This is a genomic window from Aquimarina litoralis, from assembly GCF_019295435.1.
GTDB lineage: Bacteria > Bacteroidota > Bacteroidia > Flavobacteriales > Flavobacteriaceae > Aquimarina > Aquimarina litoralis_A.
Window position 1 is genome coordinate 35,956 of record NZ_WEKL01000001.1, and the last position, 19,370, is coordinate 55,325.

The 19,370-nt window shown below is 28.7% G+C and carries 16 protein-coding genes; all 16 read left to right on the plus strand.

Annotated features, from left to right (window positions below; translation table 11 throughout):
• Positions 1-42 precede the first annotated feature (42 nt).
• The 16 genes from GBO31_RS00170 to GBO31_RS00245 all read left to right on the plus strand — a co-directional run bounded on the left by GBO31_RS00170 (position 43) and on the right by GBO31_RS00245 (position 19,274).
• A complete protein-coding gene (locus GBO31_RS00170; RefSeq protein ID WP_219006277.1) occupies positions 43-1,200 on the plus strand; it encodes a hypothetical protein in 1,158 nt (385 codons plus the stop codon).
• Complete coding sequence (locus GBO31_RS00175; RefSeq protein ID WP_219006278.1) at positions 1,184-2,296, plus strand: glycosyltransferase family 4 protein; 1,113 nt, start codon at positions 1,184-1,186, stop codon at positions 2,294-2,296. The genes GBO31_RS00170 and GBO31_RS00175 overlap by 17 nt, the downstream gene beginning before the upstream one ends.
• 227 nt (positions 2,297-2,523) lie before the next feature.
• Positions 2,524-3,564, plus strand: a complete 1,041-nt coding sequence (locus GBO31_RS00180; protein ID WP_219006279.1) for an O-antigen ligase family protein — start codon at positions 2,524-2,526, stop codon at positions 3,562-3,564.
• A complete protein-coding gene (locus tag GBO31_RS00185; protein ID WP_219006280.1) occupies positions 3,542-4,630 on the plus strand; it encodes a DUF1972 domain-containing protein in 1,089 nt (362 codons plus the stop codon). The genes GBO31_RS00180 and GBO31_RS00185 overlap by 23 nt, the downstream gene beginning before the upstream one ends.
• Positions 4,631-4,757: 127 nt before the next feature.
• Positions 4,758-5,792, plus strand: coding sequence for a GDP-mannose 4,6-dehydratase (gene gmd, locus GBO31_RS00190; RefSeq protein ID WP_219006281.1), 1,035 nt, complete (start codon positions 4,758-4,760; stop codon positions 5,790-5,792).
• Positions 5,776-6,669, plus strand: coding sequence for a GDP-mannose 4,6-dehydratase (locus GBO31_RS00195; protein WP_219006282.1), 894 nt, complete (start codon positions 5,776-5,778; stop codon positions 6,667-6,669). The genes gmd and GBO31_RS00195 overlap by 17 nt, the downstream gene beginning before the upstream one ends.
• Before the next feature lie 235 nt (positions 6,670-6,904).
• Entirely contained in the window at positions 6,905-8,017 is a 1,113-nt protein-coding gene (locus GBO31_RS00200) for an MraY family glycosyltransferase (protein WP_343211279.1), read from the plus strand.
• Positions 8,018-8,260: 243 nt separating this feature from the next.
• Positions 8,261-9,613, plus strand: a complete 1,353-nt coding sequence (locus GBO31_RS00205) for a lipopolysaccharide biosynthesis protein (protein ID WP_219006283.1) — start codon at positions 8,261-8,263, stop codon at positions 9,611-9,613.
• A gap of 141 nt (positions 9,614-9,754) precedes the next feature.
• Positions 9,755-10,846, plus strand: a complete 1,092-nt coding sequence (wecB, locus tag GBO31_RS00210) for a non-hydrolyzing UDP-N-acetylglucosamine 2-epimerase (RefSeq protein WP_246615728.1) — start codon at positions 9,755-9,757, stop codon at positions 10,844-10,846.
• A gap of 17 nt (positions 10,847-10,863) precedes the next feature.
• A complete protein-coding gene (locus tag GBO31_RS00215; RefSeq protein ID WP_219006284.1) occupies positions 10,864-11,943 on the plus strand; it encodes a hypothetical protein in 1,080 nt (359 codons plus the stop codon).
• Positions 11,930-13,333 (plus strand): O-antigen ligase family protein, encoded by a 1,404-nt coding sequence (locus GBO31_RS00220; RefSeq protein WP_219006285.1) that lies wholly within the window; start codon positions 11,930-11,932, stop codon positions 13,331-13,333. The genes GBO31_RS00215 and GBO31_RS00220 overlap by 14 nt, the downstream gene beginning before the upstream one ends.
• Complete coding sequence (locus tag GBO31_RS00225; RefSeq protein ID WP_219006286.1) at positions 13,323-14,123, plus strand: glycosyltransferase; 801 nt, start codon at positions 13,323-13,325, stop codon at positions 14,121-14,123. Before GBO31_RS00220 ends, GBO31_RS00225 begins: the two co-directional genes overlap by 11 nt.
• Positions 14,120-15,316, plus strand: a complete 1,197-nt coding sequence (locus GBO31_RS27280; RefSeq protein WP_219006287.1) for an O-antigen ligase family protein — start codon at positions 14,120-14,122, stop codon at positions 15,314-15,316. Before GBO31_RS00225 ends, GBO31_RS27280 begins: the two co-directional genes overlap by 4 nt.
• 6 nt (positions 15,317-15,322) lie before the next feature.
• Positions 15,323-16,462 carry a glycosyltransferase gene (locus GBO31_RS00235; protein ID WP_219006288.1) on the plus strand — a complete coding sequence of 380 codons (1,140 nt, stop codon included), beginning with the start codon at positions 15,323-15,325 and terminating at the stop codon, positions 16,460-16,462.
• 70 nt (positions 16,463-16,532) lie between these two features.
• Complete coding sequence (locus GBO31_RS00240) at positions 16,533-17,873, plus strand: undecaprenyl-phosphate glucose phosphotransferase (protein WP_219006289.1); 1,341 nt, start codon at positions 16,533-16,535, stop codon at positions 17,871-17,873.
• A 90-nt stretch (positions 17,874-17,963) separates the two neighbouring features.
• Positions 17,964-19,274 carry a UDP-glucose dehydrogenase family protein gene (locus GBO31_RS00245; protein WP_219006290.1) on the plus strand — a complete coding sequence of 437 codons (1,311 nt, stop codon included), beginning with the start codon at positions 17,964-17,966 and terminating at the stop codon, positions 19,272-19,274.
• Positions 19,275-19,370: the final 96 nt, after the last annotated feature.

Here is a 19,370-nt window from a genome sequence, read left to right on the forward strand (position 1 = left end):
ATGATGTTTTTGTTAGCAACTACAAATTTGTTTTTTGTAGAGGTGGCAAGTGTAAAAATTTCAATTTATATTCTGTTTGCCTTATTTGGAATGTTTTTTCTTTCGTTGTTGAACAATCGTATTCCGAATTTTTATTCTGATTCTGCTTTTTTAATATTGATGTTTATGATTATCTCATCGGTAATTAATTTTACCGATCTTAAATATACATCAGTAATTTACTCATTTTTGTTTCTAGTTTTATTCATTTACTATAAAAACACACATGAAATATATGTGTCTAAAAGACAGGTTGTTAATATTTTAAAAGCTATTTTTTATTCTTATTTCATAGTGCTAATAATTTCACAAATATTAGTTTTTTTTGACTTAGTTGCTTTAAAAACCGAAATACAGGGGTATTATCTTTTACATGGTCCGTTGGGCATAATTTATGATGAAAGTAAAAGTTTATACAGATATTCGTCGCTCTCTTCTGAGCCTTCTTATGCTTGCATTATCGTTATAGTTATATACTATTTACTAAATAATCTAATCACAAAGCGAAAAGAAAAACTTATTCTTATGAGTATTTTATTCTTTATGGTATTTAGTTTTAAATCTACTATTGGTATTATTTTAATTTTAGTTTTGGCAATATCATTTTTGAAATTAAATTACCGTCAATTATTTTATATTTTAATTACATCAATTCTATTAATTCTAATAATTTCAATATTTGAAATAGGAACGAATAGTATTTTACGTTTCAAAAAGTTACTGTCGCTATTATTTTCTTTCGACGGGAATTTTTTACAAAACCTTAATTCAATCGATTCAAGTGCTTATTTTAGGGTGGCACCTTTTTTTTATTATATTGAAAAAATAGATTTTTTGGATTTGCATTTTTATTTGGGATATGGCGCCAATGCTTCTCAAAGTTATTTCTCGAGATTGTTGTTTCCAAATCATCCAGAAATGATTTTTTCTCCTCAATTTTTACCGGGATTTCTATATGATTATGGATTTTTTGGAGCCTTATTAGTGGTATATGCCATCTTTAAAAAAGTAGCAAGAAGATCAGTTTTCGAAATTTTATTAATACTTTTGACCCTTCTAAATTCAAACTTTAATACGCAGCTTTTTTGGTTTGTAGTAACTTGTTTATTTATCAATAAAGCTTTTTTACTTAAGCAATTATCACATGAACATACTCATTGATGCTCACATATTTAATTATCCCTATCAAGGCTCTAGAACTTATTTAAAAGAGTTATATAGTAGTCTAATTCCAATAGCTAAGGATATTAATTTTTATTTTGTAGCTGATGATATACAAATCTTAAAAGAAGAATTTGGTGAGGAAAATAAGAATGTATTTTTTGTTCAGTTTGCTTCAAAGAATAAATTTTATCGTTTGGCAATAGATCTTCCAAAAATCATCAAGAAATATAAAATTGATTTCGCTCATTTTCAATATATAAGTCCGCTTTTTAAAACTTGTAAGGAAATTGTTACAATGCATGATGTGCTTTTTAATGATTTTCCTGAATATTTCCCTAATTCTTACCGAATTAAGAACAACATTTTATTTAAACGTTCCGCTAAAAGAGCTGATATATTATTAACTGATTCGATATATTCTAAAACACGCATTTCCGAACATTACAATATTGAAGAAGATCGCATAGAATTTATTCCTTGTGGTGTAAGTAAACGCTTCTTTGAAAATAGTAATATTGAAAACATTGATGATATAAAAGTAAAGTATAAGATTTCTAATGATTACATACTTTATTTAAGCAGAATTGAACCAAGAAAAAATCATATAGCATTAGTAAGAGCTTTTGTGGAATTAAAACTTTATGATAAAGGTTATAATTTAGTTTTGATTGGTAAAGAGGATATTAAAAGTAAAGACTTATTTGATTTCGTAAATGAGCTAGATAAACAAATAAAGGAGAGTATTATCTTTATATCTAATGTAGATAATTCAGAACAAGAAGCGTTTCTTAAAGGAGCTAAGCTTTTTGTTTGCCCAAGTTTTGCTGAAGGGTTTGGAATTCCTCCTTTGGAAGCGATTGCGGTTGGCACCACTACCTTGTGTTCTAATGCAACTGCAATGGCAGATTTTACTTTTTTTGAAGAAAACCACTTTGATCCTTATAATATTCAGGAACTGAAGAATAAAATAGAACGATGCTTAGAATTTGGAGATCCAGATATAACGAAAAAGGTTTCCTATATAAAGGAACATTATAATTGGGATAAAATAGCTCAAGATTATCTTCAAATTTTGAGGGAAAACTCTATATAATGGGAAGTGAAAAAATTACTTTTTTTAATAAGTATCGAGATGATTTTATACTTTATGCATTATCACTAGTACTAATTACATTATTTCTTCCTATTAATTTTAATAGCATTGCCATAAATGTTTTTATCCTATCATGGTTACTACAATCTAATTTTATTAAAAAAATACGGACCATTAAAATTAGTAAGAGTAATTGGTTCTTAATGGGGTTCTTTTTGTTGTATCTAGTGGGATTATTGTATACCGCAAATAGTAAAGAAGGATTAAAATATATAGTTAGAATTTTACCATTTTTCCTTTTTCCATTAATATTAGCAAGCTCAAGTATTACACAACTAAAAAAAGAAAAGGCTTTATTGTTTTTTGGATATTCTGGCTTGGTTATAAGTTTGATATTATTTTTAATTTCTGGGTATAATTATCTGCATAGCAGGGATATAAATTGTTTCTTTTATAAAGAATTTACCAAATTGGAAGAATTACATCCTGTATATTTTGGGATGTATTATGTTTTGAGTGTTGTTTTGGTTTTAAAAAACATTTATAAAAATAATGTAAAAAATAAGCAAGTATATATGGGTATTCTTGTGGCGTATTCATTAGTGGTTCTAATGTTAATATCTTCGAAAATTATTATACTCGCAGCATTGATTTTAGGATTTTATGCTATTTTTCGAACCAAAGGACTTAAGGCTCAAAAATTAATATTAAGTATTCTTTTAATTGTAACAACCAGTTTGGCCATTGTTTTTTTTTCAGTTACTAAAGAAAGATTTTCGGATGTATTGAAACCTAATCTTGAGATTGTTTTCAAGGATAAATATGCCTATAATGAAAACTTCTCTGGATTAACGCTTAGATTAGTTTTTTCAAGATTGGCTATAAAGCATTTAATAGAGGACAATCATTTTTTGTTGGGAGTTGGCACGGGCGATTATAAAGATTACACAAATGAATTCTATGTAAAACATGATCTGCATCGTGGAAAATATTTAAATTATAATTTACATAATCAATATACTCAGACTTTTCTGTCTTTAGGGATTTTTGGCCTTATTTATTTATTTTTCATGTTGGGCAGCTTTGTTAAAAAATCAATTATATACGAAGACCCTGTTTTTTTATCTTTTGCTGTAATTATACTATTGGTTTTTTTAACAGAATCTGTACTACAAGTACACAAAGGAATAGTTTTTTTTGCTTTATTAAGCTCGCTATTTTTAATTAACAACAAAAAGATGAAGAATGACTCAAAAAAGCAAGGTTAAAATAGCTGTAATAGGAACAGTAGGAGTTCCTGGGATATATGGAGGTTTTGAGACTCTTGCAGATTATCTAATTCAGAATCTAAGCAACGAGTTTGATTTTACTGTGTATTGTAGTAAGAAAAAATATAAAGATAGACCCAAAACATATCATGGAGCAAGATTAATTTATTTACCAATTGAGGCAAATGGAAAATCAAGTATTTTGTATGATATAGTTTCAATTTTTCATGCTTTATTTTATGCGGACACTTTGTTGATTTTAGGGGTAAGTGGTGCCTTTGTTCTTCCATTTGTGAAGCTTTTTACAAGAAAAAAAATAATTACTAACATTGACGGTTTAGAATGGAAAAGAGATAAATGGGGTAAATACGCGAAAAAATACTTAAAAAAACAGGAAGAAATAGCTGTTAATTATAGTCATGAAATTATTTCTGATAATAAGGGAATTCAAGATCACGTTTCAGAATCATATAACAGTAGTAGTAATTTAATTGCTTATGGAGGTGATCATGTTTTTTATGAAAAATTAAATAGTGATACTAAGACTAAGTATAATCTACCAGATAAATATGCTTTTAAAGTATGTAGAATAGAACCAGAAAATAATATTCATATTATTCTAGAAGCCTTTAGAAATACCAATCTCAATTTGGTGTTAGTAGGTAATTGGAATAATAATCTTTATGGTACAGAGTTGAAAAACGAATATACGGATGATAACCTTTATCTTTTAGATCCAATTTACGATCAAAAGAAATTAAATGAATTAAGAAGTAATTGTTGGTTTTATATTCATGGACATAGTGCAGGAGGAACTAACCCTTCTTTAGTAGAAGCAATGAATCTAGGTTTAGCGATTATTGCATTTGATGTGCATTATAACAGATTTACTACCAATAATAAAGCCGTATATTTTAAAACAGCTCAGGACTTAAAGGAGAAATTGAATTATATAATTGAACATGATGAAATTGTCAAAATAGGATCAAAAATGAAGTCGATCGCCAAAGAAGAATATACTTGGCCAGTTATATCTAAGAAATATAAAAATCTATTCTTACTATAACAGACAGGTATTAGAATTTAGAATTCAGGTTGATTAACTTCAAAGTGCATTATTAATTGATATTTTCGTTGAATTTCATATTTAGAAATTATTTCAGAAGACAATAAATTTATTTTAATAAAAGATTATGAAAAAAGCTATTATAACAGGAATTACAGGCCAAGATGCAGCTTACTTGGCCGAGATGCTGTTGTCTAAAAACTATAAGGTCTATGGTACTTATAGAAGAACCAGTTCAACAAATTTTTGGAGGATAGAAGAGTTGGGAATAGATAATCATCCGAATCTTCATTTGTTGGAGTATGATTTAATTGATTTATCTAGTGCCTATAGAATAATTAATGAAGTAGAACCAGATGAGATATATAACTTAGCGGCACAAAGTTTTGTAGGTGTTTCCTTTACACAACCAATTGCTACGGCTCAAATAACTGGAGTTGGTGCTATGARTTTACTTGAAGCAATAAGAACAATCAATCCAAAAATACGATTTTATCAAGCGTCAACTTCTGAAATGTTTGGAAAGGTACAAGCAATACCTCAAAATGAAGAAACTCCTTTTCATCCTAGAAGCCCTTATGGAGTGGCAAAGGTTTTTGCACATTGGGCCACATTAAATTATCAGGAATCTTTCGGGTTATTTGCTACAAGTGGTATTTTGTTTAATCATGAATCACCATTGAGAGGAAAAGAATTTGTGACAAGAAAGATAAGTGATACTGTTGCAAAGATACATTTAGGTAAGCAAGATACTTTAGAATTAGGAAATTTAGATGCGAAAAGAGATTGGGGTTATGCAAAAGAATATGTTGATGGCATGTATAGAATGATGCAAATTGATGAACCTGGTACTTTTGTTTTGGCAACAAATAAGACACAAACTGTTAGAGATTTTGTTTCTCTAGCCTTTAAAATTATTGATATTGATTTAGAGTGGCAAGGAAAGAATGAAAACGAAGTAGGAATAAATAGTGCAACCGGTAAGACATTAGTGAAAGTAAACCCTTTGTATTATCGTCCTGCAGAAGTAGATTTACTTATTGGTGATGCTAATAAAGCTAATGAAAAATTAGGATGGAAACCACAGACAACTCTTCATGAATTATGTGAAATGATGGTATTAAAAGATATAGAAAGAAATCAAAATGGAAGTACCTTCTAATAAAAGAGTTTTTATTACAGGCATATCTGGATTTACTGGAAAACACTTAGAAAATTACTTGTCTGAAAAGGGGTTCGATGTATACGGGTCATCATTACTGGAAACATCTAGTAAACATTTTAAATGTGATATCTTATCCGAAGAGTCATTATATCAAATATTGGATGAGGTTAAACCAGATTATGTGATACATCTTGCTGCAATATCTTTCGTGGCAGCTGAAGATCAATTAAACATTTATAATGTTAACGTTTTCGGAACTTTAAACTTGTTAAATGCCGCTGCAAGACTAGCGTATACACCAAAAAAAATCCTAATCGCAAGTAGTGCTGCTGTTTACGGAAACATAGAAGGCGAATTAAATGAAAATATGCATCCAAGACCTGTAAATCATTATGGCAACAGTAAGTTGGTGATGGAAAATATGGTTAAACCTTTTTTTGATAAACTGGATATCATAATAGTAAGACCATTTAATTACACTGGTGTTGGTCAAAGAGAGAATTTCTTGATTCCAAAAATTGTAACTCATTTTAAAGCTGGAAAAAAAGAAATAGATTTAGGGAATATTGATGTTCATAGAGAGTTTAACGATGTAAGTTTTGTAACTAAATGTTATACAAAGTTGATTCTTTCAGATATAAAATCAGACATATTTAATATATGTACTGGCAGGGTCTATAGTATAAAAGAAATTTTGGCTTTAATGAGTGAAATTTCTGGTTATAAAATACAAGTAAATGTTAATCCGAATTTTGTAAGAAAAAATGAAATACAATTGTTGAAGGGATCAACAAAAAAGTTATTTCCGATTATTGACGATTTCGTAGAGGAATTTAATATACAGAAAACATTGTTAGAAATGTTTAAAGCCTAATTTTATAATCTGATTTATATAAATAATGTAATGAATTTTGCATAATTAGTTAAGATTTTAAACAATGTTTTGACTAATTAAAGTATGGTATATATTAATTTGACATGCCAGAAACTCAAGATGCATTCGTTAATTTAGTATTTTTGATATTCACAAATAGTAACTTAATTTAGTTTTGCAAGTTTACCATCCTCTTATATTTTTTTTAGGAGCTTATTTGCTCACGTATTTTACAGTGCCAAAAATTATTGGTCTTGTAGAATACAAAAATCTAATGGACAACCCTAATATTCGAAGTTCTCATGTAAAAAAAACCCCTACTTTAGGAGGTGTATCTTTTTTTTATACTTTAATTTTTACATTATTTTTTCTTCATAATTGGGATACTTATGATGAAGCTATTTATTTTATACCAGGTCTAACAATTTTGTTTATTATAGGGTTAAAAGATGACTTGTTGGTACTTTCTCCATATACTAAACTAGCAGCACAGTTAACAGCAATAGTCTTTATCCTAAGCAATGAGAGCTTTAGGATTAATTCTTTAAATGGGTTTTTAGGAATTTATGAAATACCATTATATGTGTTTTATTTGGTAGGAGGTTTTATGATGTTAACGATAATAAACGCCTATAATCTAATTGATGGGATAGATGGTTTAGCATCGATCGTGGGAGTTGTAATTTTAGTAATTTACACAACTATTTTTTACTTAACGGATGAATATTTTTACGTTCTTATTTCATTAGCACTAAATGGTTCGTTAATTGCTTTTTTGAGTTATAATTTGTCTTCTAGCAGAAAAATATTTATGGGGGATACAGGGTCGTTGATTGTAGGTTTTGTTATAAGTATCTTAACGATTAAATTTTTAGCGCTATCACCCGCTGCATATGATAGCTTGCCTTTTTTATTAGAAAATATACCATTGATTGCTATTAGTATATTAATCGTTCCTTTGTTTGATACTGCAAGAGTTTTTACAATTAGAGTAGCTAATAAGAAGAGCCCTTTTTCAGCGGATAGAAATCATACACATCATATATTGATAGACAGTTTTAAACTTTCTCATAAACAAGCTAGTTTCATTATTGGAGGGTTTAATCTGGTTTTTGTTATCTTAATGATTCTATTAGGAAGTGCTTCTTATAATTTTTATTTAGTAGTTTTTTTGATAAGTTCTGTTATTATTTTGGCATATCTTTTCTACCGATTTGATTATAGTTTTAGTAATATTAAAAGAAAAATATTATTTAAGAGAAAAGTAGATAAATTAAAGGATGACGTAATTAAAAATAAAGAAAAGTTTTCTCAAAAACGAAAAGATAATAGTCAGAAAATAAGCTAATTGATATTCTTTTTGAAAAATTTGATGATTTTTTAAGCCAGTAAACTTACAAAGGGAATTAAACCATAAACTCCAGAGATAATACTAATATTAGAATAATTTAGAATGTGGTTTTAAAAAACCTTTTATTAGTGTTGGTTAATTATTGAAGGATGTAAACAAGTTCAATTTTTCGTTCTTTTCAGTTAATTTAAATATCTAAGTTTATTCATGGGGTTTTTTGCTAAGTATTTTTAAACGACAATGGTAAATTTTATAAAAGAAAAATTTTATAACCTAACCAAGAATGAGTTTGTAAAACATGTTTTAACATTAGTATCTGGAACTTCAATTGCTCAATTCATTCCAATACTTATATCTCCAGTACTAACTAGATTATATACTCCAGAAGATTTCTCCATTTTAGGAATCTATATTAGTATTGCTATTATTTTATCAGAGATAGTTACTGGTAAGTTTGAATTGGCCATAATGAATACTGATAATGAGGAAGAGAAAACAAATGTAATATCTCTTACCATAGCAGTAATTAGTGTTTTTAGTATATTTTTTGCGGTTTTATTTTTTTTCTTTTCCGAAAAAATGACATTTCTCAAAATTGCAGAAAAAGATCATTTGAACTATTTGTTAATACCTACTGTTCTTTTTTTGGGAATAACTAAGCTTTTTACTTTTACTAATATTAAAAAGAGACGATATGGGCAAATATCCGTTTCTAAAGTAGGTAGGTCAATGGTACAATCCACATTACAGATAAGTCTTTATTTTATAAAGTATTTAGGATTGATCGTAGGTTTTTTTATAGCATCTATAGTAGAAGCGATTCTTTTATTAAAAGGAAATAAAAAATATATAAGAAACATAAAATATTCTGTACTAAAAGCTACAGTAAAGAGATATATAAAATTTCCTTTATTTGATATGCCTTCTAGTCTTTTCAATATAGGAACTATTCAAGCTCCAATATTATTAATACCAAGTTATTTTGGATCGTTATTTGGAGGATTTTATTTTCATGCATATAAAGTTTTAATGACACCTATATCGATAATGGGTGGTGCAGTGGGTCAGGTGTTTTTTGAAAAGGGTTCCTTATTAAAAAATAATCAAAAAGCATTTTCCCAACTCGTGTTTAAAACTCACAGACAATTATTTTTTTTATCCTTTATTCCTTTAACATTAATATTTGTTTTTGGTGAAGAGATATTTGCATTTGTCTTTGGAGAGCAATGGAGAACTGCAGGTAGTTATGCTAGTATAATGATTCCTTGGATATTTTTTAATTTTCTGGTTTCACCGATAACTTTTATTATTACCATTAAGGAAAAGCAGCAAGTTGGGTTTGTGTTTCTTTCTGTTATGTCTGGACTAAGATTAATCGGATTAGTACTTGGTATTTTATATTTTAAGGATGTATATATAACAATAATGCTATTTAGTTGTTTGAGCGCTATAAGTTATTTTGTATATGCCACTTTTATGATTCATAATTATACTACCATTAATGTATTAAAATACTGGTCTGTTATTGTTATTTACGCATTACCATTTTATCTAATAGTAATCTCTATTAAATACATTCTGATAAATTATTGAATATAGCCCTATATTCGTATCCACAATCAAGAAAATCTACTTAATAAGTATTATTATCTGAAATAACTAAATAGTAATATAAGAAATATTGTAATTAGTAGTTCTTAATAGGACAAATGTGGTACTTAAAAAACTACTAAAATGAAAGAAATGCAAATGATAAAGATTATTACAATCATTGGAGCAAGACCACAGTTTATTAAAGCGGCTACGATATCAAGAGCTATAAAAGATGTTGAAAACGTTCATGAAATTATTGTTCATACAGGACAACATTATGATGATAATATGTCAGCTATTTTTTTTGAAGAAATGGATATCCCTAAACCACATTATAATTTAGGAATAGGAGGAGGAAATCATGGTGAACAAACCGGAGAAATGTTAATTGGTATTGAGAAAGTTATTTTAGATGAAAAACCTTCTTTAGTTATAGTTTATGGCGATACAAATAGTACAATTGCTGGAGCTTTGGCATCGACAAAACTACATATTCCAGTGGTTCATGTCGAAGCTGGGTTAAGGTCATTTAATAAAAAAATGCCAGAAGAGGTTAATCGAATTTTGACAGATCATATTTCCGATACGTTATTTACGCCTACAAATACAGCAGTAGAAAATTTAAAAAAAGAAGGTATTGCTAGCGATAAAATTCATCAAGTAGGAGATGTTATGTATGACGCATCTTTGTTTTATAAAGAAAAAGCGGAGTCTAACAGTAAAATTATTGAAAAATTAGATTTAACAGGTACTGATTTTATTCTTGCTACTGTCCATAGAGCAGAAAATACCGATGATAGAAAAAGATTGTGCAGAATTCTAAGTGAATTAGATGAACTAGCCAAGAAAATTAATATAGTACTACCACTTCATCCAAGGACTAAACAAAAGAAAGAAGAGTTTAAGATAAGAACCAAGAATATTACTTTTATTGATCCAATTGGTTACATAGATATGGTAATGTTAGAAAAGACTTGCAAGATGATCATTACCGATTCTGGAGGAATACAAAAGGAAGCCTTTTTTCATCAAAAACCTTGTATTACATTAAGACCTGAAACAGAATGGATAGAATTGGTAGAATCTGGATGTAATTTTTTATGGACAGAAGAACTTAATTTGATGGATTTATATGATGAATTGGTTATAAAAAAATTAAATTTATCTCATAATTTTTATGGTAAAGGTAATGCTGCCAAATTGATTATTGATCAAATTATAAAGACCTATTAGCACAGATAATTTTTCTAATGAAAATTCTATACTTAGTAGATTTCGATCTTAATTCCTCAAGTGGTATTTTAAATAAAATTGTTCAACAAACTAGTATTTGGACAAAGAATGGTCATCAAGTTCAAGTTTTGTCAACTAAACCTTCCAGGAATCAAAAAAACATTGATTTTCAAGGTGTAATTAGAAAATCCTACTATTCAAATAAAAAGAATAGTTCTTTAAATAATTATTTATTTAAAGTGAGAAGCTCAAGTATAATTAATAAGGATATAAGAAGATACCATCCTGATGTTATCTATTACAGGCAGGGAATTTGGTATCCAGGTTTAACAAAGGTTTTGAAACTTTATCAGGTTGTTATGGAAGTGAATACTAATGACTTGATAGAAATCCAGAATGAAACAATAGCACGAAGAATAATATATAAATTTGGTAGGACTAAAATATTAAATCATATTAATGGTTTAGTTACTGTTACTACAGAATTGAATGAATTATATAGTCATAAAAATGTTCCAAAAGTTACTATTGGAAATGGATATTTATTTGATACTAATGAGATAGAAAAAAATAGAATTTCAGATAGACCTCAATTGGTATTTGTCGGTAGCCCGAATTGTCAGTGGCATGGAGTGGATAAAATATATTACATGGCAAAAAAAATACCAGAATTTGATTTTCATATCATTGGGATCAAACAAGAAAGTAATTTAAATAACGTGAAATTTTATGGTTATTTAGCGCTTGACGAAATAAAAAAAATATACTCTTTTTGTGATGTTGCTATTGGAAGTTTATCACTATATAAGGCAGGTGTAAATGAAAGTTCAACACTAAAGGTACGCGAATACTTATGTAATGCGCTTCCAATAATACTTGGAGGTTATGACGTGGATATGAAAGGCTCAGATTATATTTTGGAGTTACCGAACAGCACCAATAATGTAAAGGATAATATTTCCACTATTAAAGAATTTGTGCTTTATTGGACAGGAAAAAATATTGATAGAACCAATATAATCAGGAAACTTAGTTATGAGACTAAGGAGAAAGAAAGATTAGTATTTCTATCAAAGTTCCTAAATGAAAATACATAATTTGAAAAATTTAGAAAAGATTATTATTCAAGCTTTTATTCTTGGCTTGTTCTTAATTCCCTTTAATTCATATAAAGGCCTGTCTTTTATGGGGGAATTTAGTCAAGATGCGAATGCGCTTGTATTGATATTTGGAGTTTTACTCTTGTTCTTGAATTTCATTTGGACTAGAAAAATAAAATTTCCAGTTTCTAATCTTACATATCATGCTTTCTTCATATTTCTTATTTGGATTGTAATTTCCTTCTTGATTAATTTGCCAAGTATTAGTGATAATTTTTTTAAGCAGACTTCTGGAATTAATAGGTTTATAAGACAGTTGTTTTCTTTGCTATTATCTAGTGTTCTGTTTTTTACACTTTTTTATAATGCAATTAGTTATGTAGGAAAGGATAAAATCTTAAATTTAGTAAGAAAGACACTACTGTTTTCATTAATTGTTGTATTTAGTTACTCGGTTTTGGAAGTTGTGATTCTTCGTTTAGGTCTTCATCAACTGAAACCAATAATTTATTTATTTGATTACCTTCCTTTTGTAAATGTTAATTTAGATTACAATAGTCATCGTTTAAGTTCTATTACCTATGAACCTCCAGCACTAGCCATGTATTTGATCACTATCGCGGGATGGATGTTTTCTTATATTTTGACACACAAAGGGCTTAAAAAATTTATTCCTGCTATCTTGGTTTTGTTTCTAGCAGTTGCCTCTGGATCTAGAACTTCCCTGGTAGTAATTTTATTTCAATTCGTTTTATTTTTAATACAAATATTTCACCTAAAAAGATATCATTATTTAATAATGAATGGATTAAGAATAATACTAGCTTCAGTAGTAATTTTATTGGTTGTAAATTATAGAGCTGTACATGAGTTTGCTTCTGAAAAAGCAGCTTCCTTGGATTTTACAAATGTTAATAGGAACTATTCAAATCAATCTAGATTAGGGATACAGTACACATCCTTGTTAATATATAAAGAAAATCCAGTTTTTGGTGTAGGTTATGGACAACAGGCTTATCACGCTAAACATAAGTATCCCTATTGGGCAGTGAAGAATAATTGGGAGTTTGATTATAAATATCTTAATGAAAAATTAAAATCATTTCCTCCAGGATATAATATATACACTAGAATTTTGGCAGAAACAGGTACCATAGGTTTAATACTATTTTTGTGTTTTATTAGTTCATTTTTTTATCAAGCCAATGAGCTTAGAAAGAAACCAGAAAATAGAACTATGGGTGTCATTATATTGGTTTCTTTAGGGGGTTTTGTTTTAAACTGGATGCAGATTGATTCGTTTAGAATGTATGGAGTTTGGTTATGTTTAGCATTACTTTGTTTTTTTTATAAGTTTCAGAGAAAAAAAGAAATTGATGCAATCTAAAATAGTCGTTCTGATTCCATATTATGAAAATAGATTAGGAGTAATTAACACAATTAACTCTATTCAAGAATCTTTTCCTGTGGATCTGATGATTGTTGATGATGGGAGTATTAGAGAACCGCTACCAATTGAGGAAATTCAAAAAACATATGGTAAGCGTGGTAAAATTACTTATGAAATACTTTCAGAAAATAAAGGTATCGAGATTGCATTAAATGCAGGTTTACGTAAGATTAGTGAGCAGAATTATACGTACATAGGACGATTGGATTGTGGAGATAGGTTTCATAAAGATAAACTCAAGAAACAAATAACGTATTTAGAAGTAAATAAAAATATAAAATTATTAGGTTGTTGGGCAGATATTAAAGATGATCAAGGAAAATTTTTGTACATCGAGAAGCATCCTACTTCGTATGATGAAATAAAGAAAAAGATGTATTTAAATACTACGTTCATACATCCTTCGGTTGTATTTGAAAGTTCAATTTTATCTGAAATAGGATTGTATCCTATAGCATATCCTGCAGCAGAGGATTATGCGTTTTTTATGAATATCGTTAAGAAATATAAATCAGAGAATTACCCAGAGGTTCTCATGGATTATATTGTTGATCCTAACTCTATTTCGTCTTTAAAAAGAAAAAGACAAGTAAAAAGCAGAATAAAAGTAATTTTAAATAATTATTATTTAGGATGGTATCCTAGTTATGGGTTACTTAGAAACCTTTTATTGCTTTTGGTGTCTAGAAAGACCAGTAATAAAATAAAATCAATTATTAGAAAGTGAAACAATCTTTGCTTCTTAAAGGGTATTTAGCTCTTTTTTGTATTCTTATATTTTCACTTCCTTTTAGTGACGTGGCAACATCAGTGCCTAATATTATCTTAGTTCTGTTAATAGCTTTTTTTCCATTTTGTCTAAAAGGCAAAAAGAGAGAAGATTTTCAAAATCAAACGGTTTACTTGTATTTGATTTTGATATTATATATCACACTAAATATTGTGAGTTTTGGAAACTTTAATTCTGAGCTATCGCAACTGGGGAAATTATATCTTCCAGCAGGTATTTTTGTATTGTCTATTCCCATAAAAAACTACTTAAAAGAATTAAAAATTTTCGTGGTTTTAGGAGTGTTTTTTGGTGTTATTATCTCTATGGGATCTATCTTTATGTATATCTATAAAACTGGAGATTTTAATTTTAGCTCTGGTAAGGCAATCAATGAGGTTTTAATTCTAGAAAGAGTATATATTGCTTTCTTATGTGTTATTAGTTTTGTAGTATCACTTGATTTATTCAAACACTATCGAAAACTAATGTTGCTAAATATAGCTGTTCTGGTTGTGTTTGTCTTATTAATTGCGGCAAGAATGGCACTGATTTCAATTGTGTTGATTGCTTTTTTATATATGATCAAAAAACTAGACAAAAGAAAAGTACTAATTGTATTAGGTTTAGGAACGATATTACTTGCTGGCTTTTTTATGACAAATAAGAATCTACAGAATCGATTTTTTTATAAAGATCAGGACAATTCTTTTATGAAAAATTTAGCCATATGGGAGCCTAGAATGGTTATCTGGCCTTGTGTATATGATATTACTAAGAAGGAAAATTATAATATGATAAATGGATTAGCATCTTATAACTTACAGGAGAAAGAGTTGTTAGATTGTTATGATAGAAGCATTGATCATAAAGAAAAAAGAGAGTGGTTTTTATTTATAAAATATAATACACACAATCAGTTTCTAGATTTCCTATTAGTCTCAGGAATTTTAGGTCTTATAATTTTTGTATCATTTTTTGTTTTTGCTTTTTGGAAAAATAGACACAGTTTTTTTTCTGTTTCATTAATATTGTCTTTTCTTCTTATAGGTTTAGTGGAAAATTATTTTCATCGACAAGTGGGAGTATATTGTTTTGGAGTATTTCTAATCTTTCTCATGGAGAATAGAAAAAAATCTATTATTAATTAAGTTTTTATGAATAAAATAAAAGTTGGTCATGTACTGAATTCAATTGGTGGAGTTGATGTGTCGCTAAGGTTGATTCTTGAAAATATTGATCCTGAAGTATATGATAATTTTGTTGTTCATGGTGAAAAAGACACCAGCAAAAAATATTTAGATAAAAATAAAAAGCTTATCAAAGATTATAAAGTCCCTATATTAAGAGATATAAGTATTATTAATGATATTAAATCGATAATTCATACAGTAAAAATTCTTAAGAAAGAAACTCCTGATATTTTACATGCTCATAGTGCAAAAGGAGGACTTATTGCTAGAGTAGCATCAATATTTTATCCCATTACAGTTCTTCATACACCACAGGCTTACTCCTATTTAAGTACAAATAATAGGTTTAAAGTCTGGATAATTTTACTAATCGAGAAAGTTTTGCGAAGATTAAATTCTGTTTTAGTTGCATCTTCTAATTCCGAATTGAAGAGAGGTATTAAAGAAGTTGGGTATAAAAGCTCAAAAACAGAATTGTTTAACAATTCAATAATTCCTATTGAAGAAATTGAAGAAGATATTAAATATCCAGTTAGCTGGCCGGATAATTACATATGTACCGTTGGCCGTCCTTCATATCAAAAAAACATAGAAATGATGGTGGAGGTTATAAGGGAAATAAAAAAGGAAATACCTGCTATTCATCTGGTTCTTATGGGAGTAGGAGAATACTTCCCAAATCTAAAAAAAGTAGAACAACTTATTGAAGATTATAACCTAAAAGAGAATATTACTTTGGTTAGTTGGATTGAACGGAAAGAAATTTTCAAAATAATTTCTAAATCTAAACTTTATATTTCTACAGCGAGATATGAAGGTTTGCCATATTCGGTTATTGAGAGTTTAGCGCTGTCTAAGGCATGTGTAGTTACCGATTGTGATGGAAACAGAGATCTAATTGTTGACGGTCTCAATGGATATCTAATTAGGAATAATGATATTTTGGGAATGTCGGAAAAAATTATGAGCTTATATAAAAATGAAAATTTAAGGAGAAAAATGGAGCAAAGCTCTTTAGAACAATTTCATGAGAAATACAACTTGAACAAGAATATTTCAATAATTGAAAATATATATCAAAAATATACGCGTCATACAAAGTAATAATATAATTCTACTTATTTTTATTCGTTTGAAGAAGTGGTAAATTAAAATTGTTTGTATAAAGTATTCCATGTATAAAAATCGATATTCTAAATACATCCGCCCTATATTATATGGTATTGATTTATTGATTATATATTTATTATCATTTTTTCTTTTGACTCAGAGTTATACCGATCTGATGTTTTTTATTTTATTCTGGGTATTATTGTCAGTTTTACTTTCATTTTATAAAGTATATCGCTTTACTAAAATTATTGAAATTATTGCATTGTTATTTAAACAAACAGTAACATTAGTGCTATTAATAACAAGTTATTTATATGTTTCAAAATCTGATATTCCTTGGGCAAGTATTGTAAGTTATTTCATTTGGCTCTTTGTTGTTTTAAATATTTGGAGGATATTTTTATATGAAATTTTTAAGAAATACCGAATAATAACCGGAAGTAATTATAGAAATGTTGTAGTCATTGGAGATAATGAATCGACAAAGAAGCTTATCAATTTCTTCAATTCTATGCCTGGTTATGGTTATAGATATAAAGGCTTTTTTACGAATCAACCCTCAAAAGACAAAATAGGGAATATTGAGCAGAGTTTTGATTTTATTTCAAATGGTGATATTGACGAAATCTATTGTTCTCTTGATGAGCTAGATGATGATGCAGTAAAAAGTTATATTGACTTTTGTGATGTTCAAATGAAAAATTTGAAATTTATACCAGATACGAAAGAAATATTTGCTAAAAATTTACATCTCATTTATTACGATTTAGTTCCAATAATTTCATTACGGGAAATTCCTTTGGATGATCCAATAAAAAGTGGAGGGAAGAGACTTTTTGATTTTATTTTGGCAGCTTTAGTTATGGTTACTATTCTTTCTTGGCTAATTCCTATTTTAGCTTTGATTATTAAACTAGAAAGCAAGGGGCCAGTTTTTTTTAAACAAAATCGCCCTGGAATAAAGGAAAAAGGATTCTTTTGTTATAAATTCAGATCAATGCATGTGAATTCGGTTTCAGAAAATTCTGCGACTAGAAATGATCCACGTACTACAAGAGTTGGAAAATTTATAAGAAGAACAAGCATAGATGAATTACCTCAGTTTATTAATGTATTATTCGGGGACATGTCTGTGGTGGGTCCTAGGCCTCATTTATGGAAACAAAATGAATTATATGGGACAACCGTTTCGAAATACATGGTCAGACATTTAGTAAAACCTGGTATAACAGGATTAGCCCAAGTTAAGGGGTATCGTGGAGGTATAGAAACTAATGAAGATATTGTAAATAGAACAAAATATGATATTTTCTATATAGAAAATTGGTCCGTATTATTGGATATTTATATCATAGTACAAACTGTGATTAATATTTTTAAGGGAGAAGAAAAAGCATATTAGAAAATTATCATACTCTTAAACATAATATTTCTTCAAAAAGCTTGATAAATCATTAGAAAACCCGATTTTTGAATCTAATTTTAGGTATACATGAAAATATCAGTAATAGGTACGGGTTATGTAGGATTGGTAACAGGTACATGTTTAGCAGAGACAGGCAATGAGGTTGTATGTGTTGATATTGATTCTGCAAAAGTTGAGAGGATGCGTAATGGTGAAGTTCCGATATATGAACCCCATTTAGATGTTCTTTTTGAAAGAAATATAAAAGCAAATAGATTACGTTTTACAACATCGCTAGAAGAAGGTATCGATCATGGTGATATTATTTTCCTTGCTTTACCAACTCCAGAAGATGAAGATGGGTCGGCAGATCTATCTTATGTTTTAGGTGTTTCAAATGATATAGGTAAGCTTATTTCTGACTATAAAGTTATTGTAGATAAAAGTACAGTTCCAGTAGGTACAGCTGAGAAGGTTCGAGAAGCGATATTAGAAAATTCTAAATGTGATTTTGATGTAGTATCCAATCCTGAGTTTTTAAGAGAAGGTTTTGCAGTAGATGATTTTCTGAAACCTGAGCGTATAGTTATCGGTTCTTCATCAGATCGTGCGACTGATCTGATGAAAAAATTATATAAGCCGTATGTAAGATCAGGAAACCCTATCATCGTAATGGATGAAAAATCCGCTGAACTTACTAAGTACGCTGCTAATTCGTTTTTGGCAACTAAGATTACCTTTATGAATGAGATTGCTAACTATTGTGAAAAAGTGGGGGCTGATGTAGATAAGGTTCGTATAGGTATGGGTACTGATTCGAGAATTGGAAAGCGATTTTTGTTTCCAGGAATTGGATATGGAGGTTCGTGTTTTCCAAAGGATGTAAAAGCACTACATAAATCTGGAAAAGAAGATGGTTATGCTTTTAAAATTTTGGAGTCCGTTATAGATGTGAATCAAAATCAAAAAATAGCATTACTTCCTAAAATTGAGTCATATTTTGGGAATAATTTGGAAGGAAAAACCCTTGCTATCTGGGGTCTTGCATTTAAACCAGAGACAGATGATATCAGAGAAGCTCCTTCTTTAGATATTATAAACAGTTTATTAGATAGAGGAGCACAGGTAAAAACATTTGATCCAGAAGCTATGGATAATGTGGCTAGGAAATATGGAGATAAGATTACTTTTTCCAATTCAATGTATGATGCTTTGACTGATGCAGATGCATTGATCATATGTACGGAGTGGAGTATTTTCAGGACTCCTAATTTTGATAAGATAAAGGAACTTCTTATCAATCCTGTAATTTTTGACGGAAGAAATCTATACGATTTAGCAGATATGGAAAAAGAAAAAATCGCGTACTTCTCTATTGGAAGAAAAGATATCAAATAAATACCATGAAATGAGCCATAATAACTAGGTTAATGTCAACCGATATGTTTAGTGGAGAATTCCATCTGACTATTCAAAAAAAATAAAAAAGAACAG

Excerpts from the sequence above, each read along its gene's own strand:
- GBO31_RS00225 (WP_219006286.1), top strand. The coding sequence starts at position 13,323 with ATGCAATCTAAAATAGTCGTTCTGATTCCATATTATGAAAATAGATTA.
- GBO31_RS00235 (WP_219006288.1), top strand. The coding sequence starts at position 15,323 with ATGAATAAAATAAAAGTTGGTCATGTACTGAATTCAATTGGTGGAGTT.
- GBO31_RS00185 (WP_219006280.1), top strand. The coding sequence starts at position 3,542 with ATGACTCAAAAAAGCAAGGTTAAAATAGCTGTAATAGGAACAGTAGGA.
- GBO31_RS00175 (WP_219006278.1), top strand. The coding sequence starts at position 1,184 with ATGAACATACTCATTGATGCTCACATATTTAATTATCCCTATCAAGGC.
- GBO31_RS00205 (WP_219006283.1), top strand. The coding sequence starts at position 8,261 with ATGGTAAATTTTATAAAAGAAAAATTTTATAACCTAACCAAGAATGAG.
- GBO31_RS00245 (WP_219006290.1), top strand. The coding sequence starts at position 17,964 with ATGAAAATATCAGTAATAGGTACGGGTTATGTAGGATTGGTAACAGGT.
- GBO31_RS00240 (WP_219006289.1), top strand. The coding sequence starts at position 16,533 with ATGTATAAAAATCGATATTCTAAATACATCCGCCCTATATTATATGGT.
- GBO31_RS00195 (WP_219006282.1), top strand. The coding sequence starts at position 5,776 with ATGGAAGTACCTTCTAATAAAAGAGTTTTTATTACAGGCATATCTGGA.
- GBO31_RS00220 (WP_219006285.1), top strand. The coding sequence starts at position 11,930 with ATGAAAATACATAATTTGAAAAATTTAGAAAAGATTATTATTCAAGCT.
- GBO31_RS00215 (WP_219006284.1), top strand. The coding sequence starts at position 10,864 with ATGAAAATTCTATACTTAGTAGATTTCGATCTTAATTCCTCAAGTGGT.
- wecB (WP_246615728.1), top strand. The coding sequence starts at position 9,755 with ATGAAAGAAATGCAAATGATAAAGATTATTACAATCATTGGAGCAAGA.